At 62.6% G+C, this 17,889-nt stretch carries 16 protein-coding genes; 4 read left to right on the top strand and 12 right to left on the bottom strand.

The genetic code is table 11. From position 1 onward, the window contains the following. Positions 1-9: 9 nt before the first annotated feature. The 3 genes from QR290_RS11745 to QR290_RS11755 all read left to right on the top strand — a co-directional run bounded on the left by QR290_RS11745 (position 10) and on the right by QR290_RS11755 (position 4,077). Positions 10-1,080, top strand: coding sequence for an SCO family protein (locus QR290_RS11745; protein ID WP_435875086.1), 1,071 nt, complete (start codon positions 10-12; stop codon positions 1,078-1,080). A gap of 104 nt (positions 1,081-1,184) precedes the next feature. Further along, the gene (locus QR290_RS11750; RefSeq protein WP_115077274.1) at positions 1,185-2,678 is read left to right on the top strand and encodes a sensor histidine kinase; all 1,494 of its coding nucleotides are present in this window, start codon (positions 1,185-1,187) and stop codon (positions 2,676-2,678) included. Continuing rightward, on the top strand, positions 2,647-4,077 hold the full coding sequence (locus QR290_RS11755; protein ID WP_115077275.1) for a sigma-54-dependent transcriptional regulator: 1,431 nt from the start codon (positions 2,647-2,649) through the stop codon (positions 4,075-4,077). The genes QR290_RS11750 and QR290_RS11755 overlap by 32 nt, the downstream gene beginning before the upstream one ends. Here QR290_RS11755 and QR290_RS11760 read toward each other — a convergent pair. Next, entirely contained in the window at positions 4,068-4,436 is a 369-nt protein-coding gene (locus QR290_RS11760; RefSeq protein WP_289204968.1) for a hypothetical protein, read from the bottom strand. The genes QR290_RS11755 and QR290_RS11760 overlap by 10 nt on opposite strands. Positions 4,437-4,610: 174 nt before the next feature. Here QR290_RS11760 and QR290_RS11765 point away from each other — a divergent pair, with 174 nt between their 5' ends. Further along, complete coding sequence (locus QR290_RS11765; RefSeq protein WP_289204969.1) at positions 4,611-5,417, top strand: class I SAM-dependent methyltransferase; 807 nt, start codon at positions 4,611-4,613, stop codon at positions 5,415-5,417. A 159-nt stretch (positions 5,418-5,576) separates the two neighbouring features. Here the strand turns inward: QR290_RS11765 and QR290_RS11770 are convergent, their stop codons facing one another. The 11 genes from QR290_RS11770 to QR290_RS11820 form a co-directional block, all read right to left on the bottom strand. Next, the gene (locus tag QR290_RS11770) at positions 5,577-6,269 is read right to left on the bottom strand and encodes a GNAT family N-acetyltransferase (RefSeq protein ID WP_289204970.1); all 693 of its coding nucleotides are present in this window, start codon (positions 6,267-6,269) and stop codon (positions 5,577-5,579) included. A 117-nt stretch (positions 6,270-6,386) separates the two neighbouring features. Next, positions 6,387-7,175, bottom strand: coding sequence for a ChbG/HpnK family deacetylase (locus tag QR290_RS11775; protein WP_289204971.1), 789 nt, complete (start codon positions 7,173-7,175; stop codon positions 6,387-6,389). Continuing rightward, positions 7,147-8,334 carry a GNAT family N-acetyltransferase gene (locus tag QR290_RS11780; RefSeq protein WP_289204972.1) on the bottom strand — a complete coding sequence of 396 codons (1,188 nt, stop codon included), beginning with the start codon at positions 8,332-8,334 and terminating at the stop codon, positions 7,147-7,149. Before QR290_RS11780 ends, QR290_RS11775 begins: the two co-directional genes overlap by 29 nt. A gap of 4 nt (positions 8,335-8,338) precedes the next feature. Then, positions 8,339-9,028: a GNAT family N-acetyltransferase gene (locus tag QR290_RS11785; RefSeq protein ID WP_289204973.1), complete on the bottom strand. Its 690-nt coding sequence runs from the start codon at positions 9,026-9,028 to the stop codon at positions 8,339-8,341. Between the two features lie 68 nt (positions 9,029-9,096). Continuing rightward, complete coding sequence (locus tag QR290_RS11790; RefSeq protein WP_289204974.1) at positions 9,097-11,016, bottom strand: hypothetical protein; 1,920 nt, start codon at positions 11,014-11,016, stop codon at positions 9,097-9,099. Continuing rightward, positions 11,013-12,332: a lipopolysaccharide biosynthesis protein gene (locus QR290_RS11795; RefSeq protein WP_074687748.1), complete on the bottom strand. Its 1,320-nt coding sequence runs from the start codon at positions 12,330-12,332 to the stop codon at positions 11,013-11,015. Before QR290_RS11795 ends, QR290_RS11790 begins: the two co-directional genes overlap by 4 nt. Beyond that, entirely contained in the window at positions 12,329-13,330 is a 1,002-nt protein-coding gene (locus QR290_RS11800) for a polysaccharide deacetylase family protein (protein ID WP_289204975.1), read from the bottom strand. Before QR290_RS11800 ends, QR290_RS11795 begins: the two co-directional genes overlap by 4 nt. A 13-nt stretch (positions 13,331-13,343) precedes the next feature. Further along, positions 13,344-14,480, bottom strand: a complete 1,137-nt coding sequence (locus tag QR290_RS11805) for a glycosyltransferase (RefSeq protein ID WP_115077282.1) — start codon at positions 14,478-14,480, stop codon at positions 13,344-13,346. After that, on the bottom strand, positions 14,473-15,441 hold the full coding sequence (locus QR290_RS11810) for a glycosyltransferase (protein ID WP_289204976.1): 969 nt from the start codon (positions 15,439-15,441) through the stop codon (positions 14,473-14,475). The genes QR290_RS11805 and QR290_RS11810 overlap by 8 nt, the downstream gene beginning before the upstream one ends. Continuing rightward, the gene (locus tag QR290_RS11815; protein WP_289204977.1) at positions 15,438-16,808 is read right to left on the bottom strand and encodes an O-antigen ligase family protein; all 1,371 of its coding nucleotides are present in this window, start codon (positions 16,806-16,808) and stop codon (positions 15,438-15,440) included. The genes QR290_RS11810 and QR290_RS11815 overlap by 4 nt, the downstream gene beginning before the upstream one ends. Continuing rightward, positions 16,805-17,857, bottom strand: a complete 1,053-nt coding sequence (locus QR290_RS11820) for a glycosyltransferase family 4 protein (RefSeq protein ID WP_435875094.1) — start codon at positions 17,855-17,857, stop codon at positions 16,805-16,807. Before QR290_RS11820 ends, QR290_RS11815 begins: the two co-directional genes overlap by 4 nt. Positions 17,858-17,889 lie beyond the last annotated feature (32 nt).

Below are 17,889 nucleotides of genomic sequence, written 5' to 3' on the forward strand. Positions count from 1 at the left end.
GGAGCCGACATGACCCAGCCAACGCCGCGCTCCCGCGCCCTGGGCATGCACCTGATTCTGGTGCTGGTCACCTGCCTGCTCGGCAGTCAGGTGCTCATCGCCCATCAGGCGCAGCCCGACGGCGCCAGCGAATCCGCCACCCCGTGGGGTGGCGACTATTTCCCCAACACCCTGCTGACCGACCAGGACGGTCGGCAGGTGCGTTTTTTCGATGATCTGATCAAAGACAAAGTGGTGGTGATCAACTTCATCTTCACCTCGTGCAGCGACTCCTGCCCACTGGAAACCGCACGCTTGCGCCAGGTGCAGAAACTGCTGGGGGACCGGGTCGGGAAAGACATTTTCTTTTACTCGATCACCATTGATCCGTTGAGTGACACCCCCGAAGTGCTCAAGGCCTATTCGCAACGCTTCAAGGTCGGCCCCGGCTGGAAATTCCTTACCGGCGAGTTCGAAGACGTCACCGAGCTGCGCAAGAAGCTCGGATTATTCATCGAAGGCGTCGACAACGGCCGCACCAAGGATCACAACCTGAGCCTGATCGTCGGCAACCAGAGCACCGGGCGCTGGATGAAAGCCTCGCCGTTCGAGAACCCGTGGATCCTCGCCGATCAGCTCGCCAATACCTTGCAGAACTGGAAACAGGCCAGCACCGAAGAAAGCTACGCCGACGCCCCGCAGATTCGTCCGCCGAGCAATGGCGAAGAACTGTTCCGCACCCGCTGCGCTTCGTGCCACAGCCTCGGCCCGCAGGACGGCGAAGGCATCGGCATGCGCAACATCGGCCCGGACCTGATCGGCGTGACCCGCCAGCGTGACCCGGCCTGGCTCAATCGCTGGATCCGCGAACCGGATCGCGTGCTGGCGGAGAAAGACCCGATCGCGCTGCAACTGTATGAGCAATACGAGCGCATCCCGATGCCGAATCTGCGTCTGGATGAGTCGTCGGCGCAGTCGATCATCGATTTTTTGAGTGCTGAAACCGAGCGTCAGCATCCATCTGTGCAGCCCTTGGCTGACGGTGCGTTGACGCCAGTAAAACCGGGCTCTGCCAGCGAAGCGGTGAGTCGTATGCAGTAGCGGCTAAATAGCATCATTGAACCGTGTGCCACGGTCATTGCCACCTACACTCATTCGAGAAGGCGGCTGTAACGGGCTCGACACAAAAACGCCAGGGCATTCCCATGCAGCGACTGGAAGAACAAAAAACAGCAGCGCCGAACGTAGCGTTGGCAGCCATCAAGAGTTGGGGCGGACAGTTCAATCTGCTGCGCTGGTTCTCGCTGGCCAGTTTTTTCATCATCGCGGCCGTGGCGCTGGGGCTGGGTTATATCTCGACGCGCTTCGTGGTCACCGAAAGCGTGGAGCGCGATGCGTTGCTCACCGCGCAATTCGTGCAGGCTATCGGCGATGCGGAAATGCGCCACGCCAACATCACGCCGCAACGGACCATGGGCGAGATGCTCGACCCGCGCCAGGACGGGAACTACCCCGACGTCGACCCGCTGGCCCATGCTGCGGCCCGCGCCGAGTTTCTCGATCATGTCGAACACTTGCCCGACGTGTTGCTGGCCACGGTGTATGCCCTGGACCGCACGGTCATCTGGTCGACCAACCCCGAACTGATCAACGTCAAATTTGAAGATGACGACGAGCTGGATGAGTCGTTCGAAATGAAGGTGCCGGTGTCTTCCAGCTACCACAAGATCGACGATGAAAAACCCGAACAGCGACTGTCCCGCGAACCCAAATACCTGTTCATCGAAAACTACATCCCGATGTTCAACGCCGACAAAAGCAAAGTGGTCGCCATGGTCGAGATCTACAAGGAACCGGCGGATCTTGTCGACCGCATCGATCGCGGGTTCGCTTCGATCTGGGCTGCGACGATCCTCGGTGGCGCGGCGATTTACCTCGGATTGTTCTGGATCGTGCGGCGCGCCTCGACGTTGTTGCAGAGCCAGCAACAGCAACTGATCAGCAACGAAACCTTTGTCGCGCTGGGCGAGATGTCTTCAGCGGTGGCCCACAGCCTGCGCAATCCGCTGGCGACCATTCGTTCCAGTGCCGAACTGGCCCAGGAAATCGCCAGCCCCGGCGCGCAGCGCAACATCGGCGACATCATCAGCCAGGTCGACCGCATGTCGCGCTGGGTGCGCGAACTGCTGGTGTCGTTGCGCCCGATGAGTGACGACGGCGAGGCGGTGGAGTTGCTGGCGGCGGTCGAAGACACCCTGGGGGCGTTTGATGCGCTGATCCGGCGCAATGGCGTCGAAGTGCGATTCACGCCACAAAATTGCCCGCCGGTCGTCAGTCAAAAGGTGCTGCTGACGCAAATTCTCAATAGCCTGTTTGCCAACGCCCTGGAAGCGATGCCCAAGGGGGGCGTACTCAGTGTCGAGATTGAAACACCGCACACCGGTCATGTGCGCATGACCCTGAGCGATACCGGCAAAGGCATGAGCGCGCAGCAGCAACAACTGGTGTTCAAACCGTTTTTCACCACCAAGCAGGGCGGCCTCGGGGTCGGCCTGGCGCTGGTCAAAAGAATCATGGAGCGGTTTCAGGGTTCGGTCGTCCTGACCAGCCGGGAGCAGGAAGGAACCCGCGTCAGTCTCAACTTTAGAGTGGCATCGGGAGGGGAATATGGAACACAGCATTCTGCTGGTCGAGGATGACGAACTGCTGGCCGAGAATATTCAGACCTACCTGGAGCGCAAAGACTTCGAGGTGACGGTCTGCCACTCGGCCGAGGACGCGCTGGCGCAACTGGAAAGCTTCATGCCGGACATCGTCCTGACCGACAACTCGCTGCCGGGCATGAGCGGTCACGATCTGATCCAGAAGCTGCGCATCAGCGCGCCGGAACTGAAAGTGATCATGATGACCGGTTACGGCAACGTCGAAGACGCGGTGGTCGCAATGAAGGAGGGCGCCTTTCATTACGTCACCAAACCGGTCGCGCTGCCGGAGCTCAAACTGCTGCTGGACAAGGCCCTGGCCACCGAACGGATGGAGCGCACGCTGTCGTTCTACCAGGATCGCGAAGCACAGAAATCCGGAGTGCAGGCGCTGATCGGCGAGTCCTCGCCGATGCAATACCTGAAAAACACCATCGGCCAGTTGCTCGACGCCGAGCGGCGCATGGCCAACACCGACCTGCCGCCGGTACTGGTGGAAGGCGAAACCGGAACCGGCAAGGAACTGGTGGCCCGCGCGCTGCACTTCGACGGCCCGCGCAGCAAAGGCCCGTTCGTTGAATTCAACTGCGCGTCGATTCCGTCCAACCTGGTGGAATCAGAACTGTTTGGCCATGAGAAAGGCGCGTTCACCGACGCCAAGGATCGCCGGGTCGGGCTGGTGGAAGCGGCGGACGGCGGCACATTGTTCCTTGACGAGATCGGCGAAATGGATTTGCTGTTGCAGGCCAAACTGTTGAAGCTGCTGGAGGATCGCACCATTCGCCGGGTCGGCTCGGTGAAGGAGCGCAAGGTCAACCTGCGGGTGATCAGCGCGACCAATTGCAACCTGGAGCAGATGGTCCAGCAGGGCAAGTTCCGCCGCGATCTGTTTTTCCGTTTGCGGATCATCTCGATCAAGGTCCCGCGCCTGTACGCCCGTGGCGAAGACATCCTGCTGCTGGCCCGGCACTTCCTCGCCAGCCACGGCAAGCGCTATGGCAAACCGAACCTGCATTTCAGCGATCAGGCCGAAGAACTGCTGCTCAGTTACACCTGGCCTGGCAACGTGCGCGAGTTGCGCAACATGCTCGAACAGACCGTGTTGCTGGCGCCGAGCGACACCATCGCCGCGCATCAACTGAACGTGTGCATGAGCCTGTGCGATGACCTGCCACCGCAGCATCAGCACGAAGTACCGCAATTCGAACCACGCCCCGCGAGCAACACCGAATCGATGAACCTGCCGGAAGTCGAGCGCGACATGGTGCGCAAGATGCTCGACAAGACCGACTGGAACGTCACCAAATCGGCGCGCCTGCTGGGCCTGAGCCGCGACATGCTGCGCTACCGGATCGAAAAACTCGGCCTCGCGCGCCCGGACAAGCGTCAGTGGTAAACGGCGTTGCTGCGTGGATTCGGCGGGCTCAGGCATTCGAGCACGCACGTCGGGTCCAGCACTTCGTCGTTGACGTAAATGCCGCGCTCGGCGTCGTAGGTGCGGATAAACACCCGCACCGTCGCATCGGCCACAGTGGGCAGCTGCGAGTCGTGGAACACATGGCGATCCGGGATGACAATGAAATCCTGCGGCGACGCGTCATCGAACGGCCGAGGCGGCTCGGCGGACAGCGACGGCGGAGCAGGGTGGGCAAAAGGCTGGTCGGAACCGTAGTAATTGAAGTTGCTGTCCAGCGCCTGAGCCTGGGTGGCGGCGAGCAGACAGGCGGACAACAGCAGTCGATTGAACATTCCCATGGCAGCACCTGTGGAAGCGGATTTCCCCAAGGCTATTAACTATAGCTGCCAGCCGTGCAGGCGTTGGTGCCGGCGCTGGTGCAAGTTTGCCGGCTTACAAGTTCGCAACAACCTGTAACGCGAGGCTGAACTAGACTCGGGCCGCTCAATTGTGAGCATCGCCCGGAGTGCGCCATGGAAGTGCCAAACAATAAAAACGCCGTCGAGAGCAATCGTCAGGCGTGGAATGATTCCGCCCGTCATCACCAGGACTCCCCCGACTGGCAGGCCTTGCTGACCGAGGTCACCCAGGCTGACTTTTCCTGCCTTGACGACACCCTTCGCGGCTTGCTCGAAAAGGTCGGTGTCGATGGCAAAGACGTCGTGCAGCTGTGTTGCAACAACGGCCGCGAAAGCCTGTCATTGTTCGCCCTCGGCGCACGGAGCGTGGTCGGTGTCGATCAATCGAGCGCGTTCCTCGAACAGGCCCGCGAACTGAACAAGCGTTCGCCGCACAAGGCCGAATTCATCGAAGCCGATATTCATCATTTGCCTGAATCGCTGCGCGCCCGTTTCGACGTCGCGCTGATCACCATCGGCGTCTTTGGCTGGATGCCCGACATCGGAGAACTCTTCCGCCACGTCGCTTCCACCCTTAAACCGGGCGGGCAACTGGTGATCTACGAAACCCACCCGTTCCTGGAAATGGTCGACCCGGAGGCCGAAGACCCGTTTTGCCTTGCCACCTCGTACTTTCGCGAAGAACCGTTCGTGCAGGAAGAACCGATCGTCTACGTCGGCAAGGTCGAACAGCAGGCTGCGAAGTCCTACTGGTTCGTGCACACCCTCGGCGCGATCTTCACCGCCGCCATCGAGGCCGGCCTGAACATCACGCACTTCAAGGAGTACCCGCACTCGAACCGGGAAGAAGTGTATGACCAGTACCAGAACCGCGAGGCGCAGATGCCGATGTGTTTTACGTGGGTGGGGGTGAAATCCTGACCTGACAATTGAGGTGCGGCGACTGGCCCTATCGCGGGCAAGCCCGCTCCCACAGGGATCTTCGGCAATCACATATTTTGTGGTCGACATAAAACCTGTGGGAGCGGGCTTGCCCCGGGCGGCGATCCGACGAAGGCGGCGGTTAAGCCGCCACAAATCTCAAGCCTGCGCAGCCGCCGTCACCACCGGCCGTCCCGGTTTGCGCAGTGGGTCCAGGCGTGAGCCTTCGTATCGGGTTTCGCGGAAGAAGCGCCATTTGCCGAACAGGCAATAGACGTGCATGACGCGGCCCTGTTCGTGATAGCCCATGCGGATGTGCAGTTTCAGCGCCGGGATGTTGTGGGTTTCGCAGACGTCGACCACCTTGTGGCAACCCTGGGCGGCCATGGCTTGCCAGAGGGCGACCTGGACGTCCACCGACAGGCTGCTGCCGAAGTAGGCGCGGGTCATTTCGCCGCCGAATTCGAAGAACTCGCCGGGTTTGACCGGGAAGGTGCAGCCGTAATAGTGGCGGTCGTGGTAGTCGCGAATGCTGCCCCAGATGAACCCGACCGCATGGCCGTCGGCGTCCAGGTACATGTGCCCGGTGTGGCCCTCGTTGGCGAGTTCGGCCATGGTCTGCACGCGGTCACCGAAGTGTTTGGCAAACGCGCCGGCATTCTGTGCGGTGATGTCGACTTTGCGTAGACCGTCGTAGGGGCGCAGCTTGTGCGGCGGTACCGGGCTGACCAGGTCGCGCTCCATCCACAACAGTTCCCAATGGAAGAACACGTAGCGTTTCCACAACGTGCCGAAGGTGCGGCCCAGGCCTTTTTGCTTGATACGTTCACGCAGCTTTTCAATGACGCTCATGATGCCCTCCGAGGCCGGAGCCCGGGTGTTGTGGATGACGCTTTTGTGGGTATAGATCAGCCCTGCAAGTTCATGTCAAAGCGCCAGCTTTGAATGTATTGCAAGTTGTGTAACGGTTCAGAGTGCCTCGGCACCGCGTAGAAATTCCTTGTTCAGATCGGCATAGGAAACCCGTGGAACCCCCGCCAGCCGCTGCTCTAGCACGCGGCTCAGGGACTCTCCGGGTTGCAGATAGGCGTCACCGAAATCCGCACCGAGCTGGTTTGGATGGGCGACGATTTCCAGCACGCCGTCGGTCGGCGCGGGCGCGTTGCGCAGGTCCACCGGCGTGCAGACGTAATCCGCCGTGGCCCCGGCCAGACCTTGCAACCGACGGTTGAGCAAACCCTTGAACAGGCGCTTGGGCAGGCTGAGGTTTTGCCCCAGGTTGCGCGCCAGGCGTACGGGCACACCTTGATGGGCGGCGAAGCGCGCGACGATCTCGCCGATCGGCCAGATGTTGTGTACGTGCTGATGTGAATCGAGGTGGCTGGGACGCACACCGTGATCGACGCAACGCTGCCACTGCGCATGCAATTCTTCCTGCACCGCCTCGCGATCTTCGCGGCTCAGCCACAGGCTGTGGCGAGGCAGGTTGAGGTCGAACACGCCGTGGCTGTCGCAGAAGGTGCGACGCTCGAGAATGGCCCGGCTCAAGGGCCGGCCGTAGGTCAGGTTGAAGTGCAGACCGATCCGGCCTTCCAGCAGCGGCAGCCGGGCCATGGCGCAGGCCGCTTCGAACGCCGGCATGTTGGCCATGGCGGTGGCGGAACTGATGACCCCGGCCTGGAACGCACCGAGGATCACCGCATTTTCGTTCGGACTGAGGCCGAAATCGTCAGCGTTGACTATGACTTGGCGAGGCATGTTCGCCCTCCTTGGTGGGGTTGATCACAGGTGTCGCAATGACTGCCGCTTTGGCCGTCGCACGCTTCGCCCGCCATTGTTGCAACGCAGGTTTGAGCCGGTGCCAGACGCGCAATCCCAGCCCCAGCAACAGGCCGCTCGGGCGCCACGAGTAGAAGCTCCAGCGCCAGTGTTCCAGTTGTCCGGTCATGCGTTCGTGCAATTGATGGCTGGAGTTTTCCAGGCTGACCCGTGAGGCATCGATCCAGCGCCAGTTGTCATCCAGCCCCCAGCGAATCCATTCCTCCAGCAACACCCGGCCGCTGCCCAGATCGGCGTATTGCGGCAGGAAGGCGAGGTTGTAATCGTAGAGCCGGCCCTGTTCGAACAGGCCGAGTCGATAGCTGATGCAGCGTCCGTCCAGCTCCAGCATCACCACACGCACCCGATCCGAAGCGGCGAGGGCGGTGAAGGCGTTTTCCATGCAACGGCGGCTGCGCTCGCTGGCAAAGATCCCGACGCCTTCGTCGCCTTTCCAGCTCACTGCTTCGACTTCGCTGATGGCCTGTAGCAACGGACCCATGCTGGTTGCGTCGGGAATGATCCGCCGGACCTCGGCACCGCACGTGGCAATCCGCTTGCGCGCCCGACGCAGTTTGTAGCGCGGGTCGCCCGAGACTTCCTGGCGGTCGGCGTCGCTGATCAGGTGCACCGGCACCCGGCAGCTCAAGCGACGCTCGCCGGTGGAGCTGTGGGCCATCCATTCGGTGAGCACGCTTTCGTCGCCGACAGGTTCCGCGATTTCGTTGAGTTGCAGCAGGGCGTGGGGTACTCGCTGGCGAATCAGCCGCAGGGCCTGACGCATGTCTTCGGCGTTCAGCAGTGATAACAACGCCAGGCGATCGGCAAGCGGATAACCCAGGTGATGCACCACCCGAAACGGCAAACCGAAAAACCTTTCACGGCTCGCCACCAGCGGCAGGCACAGGCGCAATTCGTCTGCTTCCCAACCCAGCAATACGTGCAGCCGCTCGTGCGCATCGAGCGCCTGCTCTGCCGCACACAGCCAGTCGAGGCTGTTGAACGGCGTGTGATCCGTCACCCGCAGTCGCAGCGCTTCATAGGCCGCCGCCGGGAAGTCAGGTGCGCACAACGAGGTGCGCCATTCGAATTGCGCCATAGGCTCAGGTCGCCGTTGCTGTGACAGGTGGACGGGACGGTTTGCGCAGTGCGTCCAGACGCGAGCCGCTGTAGCGGGTTTCGCGGTAGAAGCGCCAGCGACCGAACAACTCATACACATTCATGATCCGGCCCTGTTCGGTATAGCCCATGCGCAGGTGCAGCTTGAGCGCCGGGATGTTGTGGAATTCGCAGACGTCCACGACCTTGTCGCAGCCCTGGGCGGCCATGGCTTTCCACAGTTCCAGTTGCAGGTCCACCGACAGTTCGGTGCCCCAGTACGAGCGGGTCAGTTCGCCGCCGAACTCGAAGAACTCGCCGGGTTTCACCGGGAACATGCAGCCGTAGTAGTGCCGGTCGAAGTAGTCCTGGGCGGTGCCCCAGATGAAGGCCACCGCATGGCCCTGATCGTCCAGGTGCATGTGCCCGGTGTGATTTTCCCGGGCCAGTTCCGCCATGGTGCCGACGCGGTCACCGAAGTGGCGGGCGAAGGCGCTGACGTTGTCCGGGGTGATCTTTACCACCCGCAGCGGCGGGTAAGGCTTGAGGCTGTGGGGCGGCACCGGATTGACCAGATCGCGCTCCATCCACAGCAATTCCTGATGAGAAAAGACGTAGTGCTTCCACACCTTGGCCACCGTGGCCCGCAGGCCTTTGTGTTTGATGTGATCGCTGATTTTTTGCAGAACATTCATGGTCGTTGCTCCTGATGACGAGTCATCGCGCGGACAGAGGCCCGCGCGGCCGGACATCAACAGGGCGGTCATGAGGCGCTCCAGCTCAGGGCAAACAGGGTCTGCCCCGGCAGCTCGAAGCGCACGCGACCGTCCTGACAGCGAAAAGGCGCGTCGCGGCTGCGGTTGTCGGCGCCGAAGTAGCGCAGCGCGCCGTTGTTCAACGGGCACTTGGCGCCCGCCAGATCGACACGCTGCAAGCGCGTGCCCTTGTTTACGCCGAGCAGGCCGCGCTGATCGTCGCTGGCCATTGCCAGCACATCGACTTCGAACGCATCGTTCTCCAGCCACAGTACGTTGTGCAGCCAGTGCTGTTGAATGAACTGCTGGGCCAGACCCACCGGTTTCAGCTCGAAGCGGTCATCGCCCAGCACCCGCAACATGCCTTTGGGGTACTGCGGCTCATCGGCGGCCTGAAACCAGTTGAGCATCGTCAGCAAACCGTCCTGGGAGGCGTTGATCACCACCGAGGCCCACCACAGCGAAGTGAAATGGGTTTCCTGATCGTAGGGGCTCAGGCTCGAGCCGCTTGAGAGATTGGTCTGGTCCAGCAGCAAGGCCTTGCGCGGCTGACCCTTGGCGTCGAGGCCGACCAGATCGGCCGCGCGGCGCACGCTGTCGCGGTACACGCGGGTGGCGAGCAGGTCGCGAATCATCCATTCGTGCCAGGCCAGCGCATCGACCTGATCGGCGGATTCGCTCAGCAGGCGCCGGGCCCAGTCGATCCCCCGCTTGTTCGCTGCGTTGTCGGCGAACGGGCCGTTGACCAATCGTGAGCTGGCCGGCATCGCAATGCGCACGCCGGCTTTGGCATTCGCCGGATCGCTGCGCACTTGCCGGGCCATGCTGGTGAAGATCGAACGGTATTGCTCGTAGCTCGAATAATTCAGGTTGGGTTCGTCGGCGAACCCGATGTAATGCGTGCCTTTACCGCCCAGCGCACGGGTACCGGCGAGCCAGGCGTCGAGGCCGCTGTTGCTTTGCACATCAGCGCGCAGATCGGCCTGACGCTGACTGCCGGCGAGCAAAGTGATGTCCTGACGAATGCCGAAACGATCCTGATAGACCTGGCGAAACGCATCTTCGAAGTGCGGCTTCTTCGCCGTCACGTCGACGAAACTGTAGTAACTGGCGGCCGTCGGTTTCAGCGCATCGAGCACAGGATGGCTGGCGGGCGGCGGCATCACGTAGGGCAGGGCGATGCCCAGATCCGGGGTGCGGCCAAGGACTTTGTCGTGCAGGGTCAGGCGCGTCTGGCCGTCGTCTTCGCGCAGCGGCTTGAGCTGTTGCGGGGTCTGTGCGAACAGATTGGCTGTGCCATCGAGCCAGAACGCCGCTTTGCCGCTGCCTTGCAGACGCAGGCGCCAGACCTGTTCGCGTTCGCTGACCGGCAACGCCACCTGATCGAACTGCCAATAGGCGCGATAGGGTTTCAGCGCCAAGGACAGCTGCTGTCCATCGCCGACCCGCTGTGCTTGCAGGGCGCTGACCCCGCCGTGAAACTTGCCCGCCAATATCGCGTGCTCACCGGCGGCGACCTTGAAATACAGTTCATCGCCGTTACGGGTTTCCGCGCTGAAATGCACCTTGGCCGGGGCAAACAGGGCCACGGTGTTTTCGTCGTGTTCGACCCGATAACTGCGGAAGCTGTAGCCGGGGATTTCCAGCTGATAACTCGTGGCGCCCGGCGTCAATGGCCAGCTCTGACTGCCACGGGTTTCACTGGCCTTGATGAAGCGCTCGCCCTGCAATTGGCCCCGGCCGTCGAGCAGGAAAATGTGCTCTTCGTTGGCCTCCGCCTGCCACGCCGGTATCCAGCGCACGGTCACCGTGTCGGGGCGATCGGCTTGCAGGTACAGGCTGCCGTCGCGAATGTCGCCCCAGCGCATCGACGCCGCGAAGGCGTCCAGCGACAGGCCGAGGCCGAACAGCAGGGCCAGGCCTTTCATGCGGATTTCCGTTGTAAAAAGCGACGCTGCAACATCAGCCACATCGGTGTGAGGTCGCTGGGCAGAATGATCAGGGTTTGCCAGAACGCCACACCGCTCAACCGGCAGTACAACACCAGCATCGCCACGGTCACCGCCAGATAGGCAATCGACGAAGCCGCCGCTGCGCCGACGATGCCATAGGCCGGAATCAGCAGCAGGTTCAGCGCAAGATTGAGCAACGCGCCGAGCCCCATCATCAGCGACACCGTGCCGGGGCGATTCTTGCCGATCAGGTCCAGCCGCAGGATGCTCGCGTAGCACAGGCCCAGCAGCCCCGGCAGCAAGGCCAGCAGCGCCGGGTACGCCGGTTGGTAGGCGACGCCGAACAGGGTAACGATCAGCCATTCGCCGATCACGGCCATGGTCAGGCAGGCGCCGAGCATCACCGTGGCGGTCAGGCGCAGGGCCAGCGGCGTGACCTTGTCCATGCCTTCGTCCTGTTGCAGCAGGCGTTTCATCAGCGGTGTGGTCACCGCTTCCGGGACGATCAGCAGCAACTCGGCGGCGGCGCTGGCCATCGCGTAATGCCCGAGGGCGGTGCTGCCGAGCAAGGCGCCGATGAACAGGTAATCGGAACGCAGAATCACCTGCTGGAACAGCAGATCCGGGTGGCTGCGCGCACTGAAGCGCAGCAGTTCGTTCTGGCTGGCGCGATCCCATTGCAGCTGCAACGGCTGCGCACGTTTGAGCCACAACCAGCCGACCAGCACCACCAGACTGATGCCGGCCAGCCAACTGATCAGTGCGGCTTCGAGGGCCGCTTCTTTCCACATCCAGAACAGTGCGAGAAACAGCAGCAGCGGCGCCAGGGATTCCACCAGTCGCAAGGCGTTGAACGCGACCACGCCGCCGGACGCATTGTGCAAGGTCAGCAAGCCACTTTTGAGCACGGTCAACGGCACCGCCAGCAGCAACAGCCACGCCAGCAGACCGAGTTGCATCGTCACGTCCAGTTCACTGCCGAACTCGCGCACCAGCGCCACCACCAGCAAGGTCAACAGACCCGCCAGCAAGCAGCCGAACACCAGCACCTGAGCCAGCAGCAACCCCATCGGCCTCTGCTTGGCCGCCTGATAACCGACCGCCGAATTCAACCCGCCACTGGTGGCCGCGCTGATCAGATCGGGCAGGGTGCTGAGCAGGGCGAACAGCCCGCGCTCACTGGGCCCGAGGATTCGCGCCAGCAGCACATTCCTCAGCAGGCGCAGGGCGATCATCGCCAGTTTGGTGCCCATGCTCAGCGCCAGATGCTTGAGGTAACTGCCTCGACTCATGGTCGCGCCCCGCGATAGATCCGCCACGACAACAGTTCCGGATTGCGCGCGGTGCGCTGGCTGACACCAAAGCGCGGCAGGTTCAGCGGATCACTGTTGCCGCGATAAATGCCGCTGCCGGTGCCGAGCGCGAACGGGTAATCGTGACTGGCAATCTGTTCGCGAACCCGTACGTCGTTGTCACCGTTGGGGTAGCAATACACCGGCAATGGTCGGTTGCAGCCGTTGAGCAGGGCATCGCGACTGCGGCTGATTTCTTCGCCCAGGCGCACATCGTCAAGGCCGGTGAGGATGGCGTGACTGGCGCCGTGGGGGCCGAAACGCACCAGACCGGAAGACTCCATCGAACGCACCTGATGCCAGTCGAGTGCCTGGGGTTGCGACTCTGGAGGGCACTCGTCGGTCAGGCGTTCGAGCATCATCGGGTCGAGCGCTTTTAGCCCTTGCAGGTAATGCAACAGGGTCAGACTGCGCCGGTCCACGTCGATGTCGTCCAGCAACACCGGCACCGGATGATGGATCGATTGCAAACATTCGATCAGGTGCATGCGCGGCTTTTCGCCGTGGCTGCCCCACAGGGTTTCGCCGATGCTTTCCCACCAGAAGCGCTGACGGCTGCCGATGAAATCGGTGGAGAGAAAAATGCTCGCCGGCACCTGATGTTTCTGCAGCAGCGGGAAGGCGTTGGCGGCGTTGTCGCGCCAGCCGTCGTCGAAGGTCAGCGCCACTTGCGGACGCTCGGTGCGCAAGGCGTTGGGCTGGAGGATCTCCATCAGCGGCACGCAATCGAAATGCTTGCGCAGCCACACCAGCAAATGTTCGAAGGCCTTGGGCCCGACGCACAGTTCGTTGCGGTGCGGAAGGTCGGCAGCGCGGTCGTTGGACAGCACCCGGTGCAACATCAGGATCACGCCGGCGCCGTGCAACTGGTTTCGTCCCACGGACGAGTTGAGATAGAGCCAGCCGCTGGTGCGTTTAATCAGTTGTTTGATCGCCATGGCTCTATCCCTCTCAACGGTTTTGGTCAGGGTTCCACTGGGCGTAACGCTGGCCGCGCAGGAACTGCCACAGGCCGATGCTCATGCCCGCCAGTGTCACCAGCAGGAATGCCGCAAGGCGGAACGGTTTGGGCAAGCGGTGTTGCGAATCCAGCAGGCCGGCAATCGCGATGGCGTAGCCGACCAGTTGCGCGATCAGGCTCAGGCGATAGAAACCGTGCTCTTCCCACAGCCAGAAATTGCTCAGCAGCAGTGGCAGCAACAGGATCGGCGCCAGGCGGCGGATCAGCTTGTGGCTGATCAACGCAATCGAATACAGCCCATGCTTGAACGGATTGAGCAGTTCACTGCGTTGCGCCAGGCTTTGCAGGCCGCCGACGGTGACTCTTTGGCGACGGCGGAATTGCTTGTCGGCTTCATCCACGCCGTGGTCGATCACTTGCGCTTCGGGCACGTAGACGATGCGTTTGAATTTCACCGGCGCGCAGGTGCTGATGAAGAAATCGTCGTTGACCTCGGCCGGCACGTTCTCGAACAGTTCGCGGCGCAGGGCGAGCAGGGCACCGTCGGCGGAAACCATGCAACCGGTGCGGTTCTCTACCCGACGCAGCCATCCTTCGTAATGCCGGTAAAGGCTGTCGCCGACGCTCAAGCCACCACCGGTAACCGGGATAACCATGTGCCCGGCGCAGGCGCCGACCTGCGGGTCGCTCAGGGGCGCCAGCAGGTAGCCGAGGGTTTCCCGCGACCATTGGTTGTCGGCGTCGGTGAACACCAGAATGTCGCCCGTGGCCAAAGCCGCGCCGGCGTTGAGCGTGGCGGCCTTGCCCTGGCGGGGCAGGTCGAGCACGGTGATTCGCGGGTCGACGACTTTGTGCGCGCAGGCCACGGTGGCATCGGTGGAACCGTCGCTGGCCAGAATGATTTGCAGGGTCGCCGGCTGATAATCCTGGGACAGCAGCGAGCGCAGCTTGTGTTCGATGTGCCGCGCTTCGTTGTGGGCGGCGATCACGATGCTGATGTTCAGCGGCGGTGCCGGGCTGTGGCGCCACGCCGGGAACAGCGGCGCGAGCAACGTCAGCAGCAGCGGGTAGCCGACATAGGCGTACACCGGCAGCAGCAGGCACATCCAGAAAATGAATTCAGCCACGGGCAGGCCTCCTGGCATTCCAATGACACAGACTGAGAATGAACGCGGCGCCCGCCAGGTGCAGGCGCACCCAGTGCAGGCCCCACAGTTGCAGGGTGAAGCCGAGGTCATGTTGCCGGTGGCTCTGGCGCACGCTGAGTACCAGTCCCGGAATCAGCGTCAGCATCACCATGATTGCGGCGTGATGGGGAAACCCGTCGAGCAGGGCGGATATCGCCAGGAAATCGAGAATCCAGACGAAGATCGACAACATCGGAAATCGCAGCAGGCGCAGGCTGAACCCGTGGGTGCGGAGCAGTTGCAGATGACTGCCCTGGCGCCACATTTCCTTGCCCATCCATTCGCGCCAGTTCATTTCATAGCCCCAGTGCAGCGCGACGTTTTGATTGATCGACAGCAGCCGCGCGCCGTGTTCGTGCAGGCGCAGAGTGAATTCCTTGTCCTCGCCAGTGCGCAGGGTTTCGTTGAAACCGCCGACCTTGTCGAACCAGCGCCGACGCAGCAACAGGTTGGCACTGGGCAGCCAGTCGACGATGTGGCTGGTGTGAGTGGTCGGGCGCAAGGTGCGGCGCTGCCACGCAGTGGCGTACCACGGCGCGGCGGCGGGAGTGTGCAGATCGAGACCGAAGACGTCGGCCTGGCCGCTGGCTTCGATGTCGAACAACGGCAGCAACCAGTCTTCGGGCATTTCGATGTCGGCGTCGATGAACGCCAGCCATTCCCCGGTGGCGATCGCCGTGCCGCGATTGCGCAACGCGCCGATCAGCAGGCCGGGCATCACCAGCACCTGGGCGCCGAACTGCCGGGCGATCTGCGGGCCGTCATCGCTGGAGCCGTTGTCGACCACGATCAGCTCGCATTCGACATTGGCGGCGTGGGCGGCTTTCTGCGCGGCCAGCAGGGTGCGGCCAATGTGCCGCGCCTCGTTGAACATCGGGATGACAATGCTGATCCGGCTCATGCTTTGGCCTCCGTCATCGGTGCCTGCTCGGCTTTCAGGCGCAGAACGCTGGTCAGCGCGAGCATGATCCACAGGTATTTCTGGTTCGGTGCGCTGAGGAACATCAGGAACAGCGTCAGCGACAGGAAACTCACCCCGAGGTGGGTCATCAGATCCGCCTGTTGCCAGTTACGCCGCTGCATCCATTCCTTGCGCGCACGCATCAGGTTGTACAGGCCCAGCGCGAGCATGCCGACAAACATCAAACCGGCGGGAACCCCCAATTCGCTGAAGATTTCCAGATAGGTGTTGTGCGCCCGACGGTACAGGTCGCCGATCTTGCGGTTGGCGGAAAACGCCTTGGCGTAACCGGTGGTGGCGTAGTGCAGCGGGAAGGTGCCGGGGCCGGAACCGAGCAGCGGGTTCTCGCGGATCATCTGGCTGCCGACCACGATGTACGAGGCGCGGCGGCCGAGGGATTCGTCGTTGTGGCCCTTGGCGCCGGCGCTTAGCACGCTGAGGGACTGGATACGGGCGATGTAACCGGCAGGCATTGCATAGATCGCCAGCGGAATCACGATCACCGCGCCGAGCATGGCAAAGCCCAGGTGACGCGGGCGAATCCGCGCCAGTTGCGCGCGGTAGTGCCAGCAGCCGATCACCAGACTCAAGGCCAGCACCACCAGTCCGGAGCGTGATTCGGTCTTGGTCATGCCGCCGAGCAACAGCAGGCAGCAACCGCCCCAGAACAGCCGATGCAACAGGTTCGGGCTGCGAATCACCAGCAGCAGGCCCAATGGAATGGCGAACGCGATCAGCAGGGCGAAGGCGTTGGGGTCTTCGAGCAAACCGGCGGCGCGGCCCTGATCCTGGAATTTGGTGGAGAACATGGCCATGGCGCAGGTCATGCTGACGGCCAGGGTCACCAGCCGGGCGAACAGGTCGAGGTTCAGCTCGCGGCCGATCAGCAGGGTGATGACAAACAGGATCAGGCCGACGCTGATTTCCCGCAGATGGCCGAGCGACATGCCCATGTCATCGGTGTTCAAAAGGCTCAAAAAGTACAGGGTCATGAAGGCGATCAGAAAGCGCCAGATATTGCTGCGCAGACGATCCGAAGGAATCTGGTGCATCGCCAGTTGCAGCATCAGGATCACTGCCAGCGAAGCGCCGATCAGTTTGCTGCCCGACAACGAGCTGTCCTTGAAGAAGCCCTCGAACGGCACCAGCGCGGCAATGCCGAGCAGGCCCCAGGTCGGTTTGCGGTACAGCACCGCGAACCCCACCAGACCGAGCACTGCGCCCGGCGCGAGGTAGGGCCAGGGGCTGGCCAGCAGAGCGATGCAGACCAGGCCCAGCAGACTGACGATCGAGAGCGGGAAAATCATGCGCGTGCCTCCCGTGCCGTGCGGATGTACAGCTGCGACCAGCGTTCGGCCAGGGCCTTGAGGTCGTAGCGGTCCTGTTGCGTGCGTTTTGCGTTGTCGCGCAGTTGCCGCGCCAGGCCTGGCTCGGACAGCAACGTGTCGAGCTGGCGGGCGAGGGCGGCGCTGTCGGTCGGGGCAGCGAGCAAACCGTTGTGGCGGTTCTCCAGCACGTCGGGAATTCCGCCGACACCGAATGCCACCACCGGCACCCCGGCCTGCATCGCTTCCAGCAAAATCATCGGCGTGCCTTCGGTGCGCGAGCTGATCACCAGCGCATCGAGTTGCTGCCACCAGTGACGCATGTCGGTCTGGTAACCCGGCAAACGGATGCGCTGCTGCAAACCGGCGGCGTCGATCCGTACCTGCAAGTCTTCGCGTTCCGGGCCGTCGCCGAGCATCACGGCGTCGAGTTGCGGGTGCTGGTGACACAGCGGAATCAGCGCGTCGAGAAACAGATCCGGACCTTTCTCACTGCTCAAGCGCCCGACGTATCCGGCGAGCCAGCGTTGCCGTGGCGCATCGGAAAGCAGCGCGGCGGCTGCCGGTAAACCGTTGGGGATTACCTGCAACTTCTCCGCGCGCACACTGGCCTGACGGTGCAACAGCGCGATGCTTTCGGCGACGCACACCACCCGATCCACCGACGCCGTGCGGCACAGTTGCAGGCTCAGCCAGGTGTAGAACTTCTGCTTGCGGCTGCGCGGGGTGAAGCCGTGTTGAGTGATCACCAGCGGCAGGCGCAACAGCGTGGCGCCGACCCAGCCGAACAACAGGCCTTTGAAATTGTGGGTGTTGATCAACGGACGCTCACCGCGCCGCTGACGCAAGTGCCGCAGCAGGGCCACGAGCCCTGCGCAGCCTTGTGCATCGACGCCGGCCTCGCGAAAGCGCGCGATCAGTTCCGGCGGCGCATCGAGGAACAGCACCTGGTGCTGCCCCGGCGTCGCCAGGCAATGATCGAGCAACATCCGCTCGGCCCCGTAGAACCCGCCGCTGCTGAGCAAATGCATGATCGGCAGGGCGGCGTTCGGGGTGGAGGGCG

It is taken from the genome of Pseudomonas fluorescens (genome assembly GCF_030344995.1).
Lineage (GTDB): Bacteria > Pseudomonadota > Gammaproteobacteria > Pseudomonadales > Pseudomonadaceae > Aquipseudomonas > Aquipseudomonas fluorescens_BF.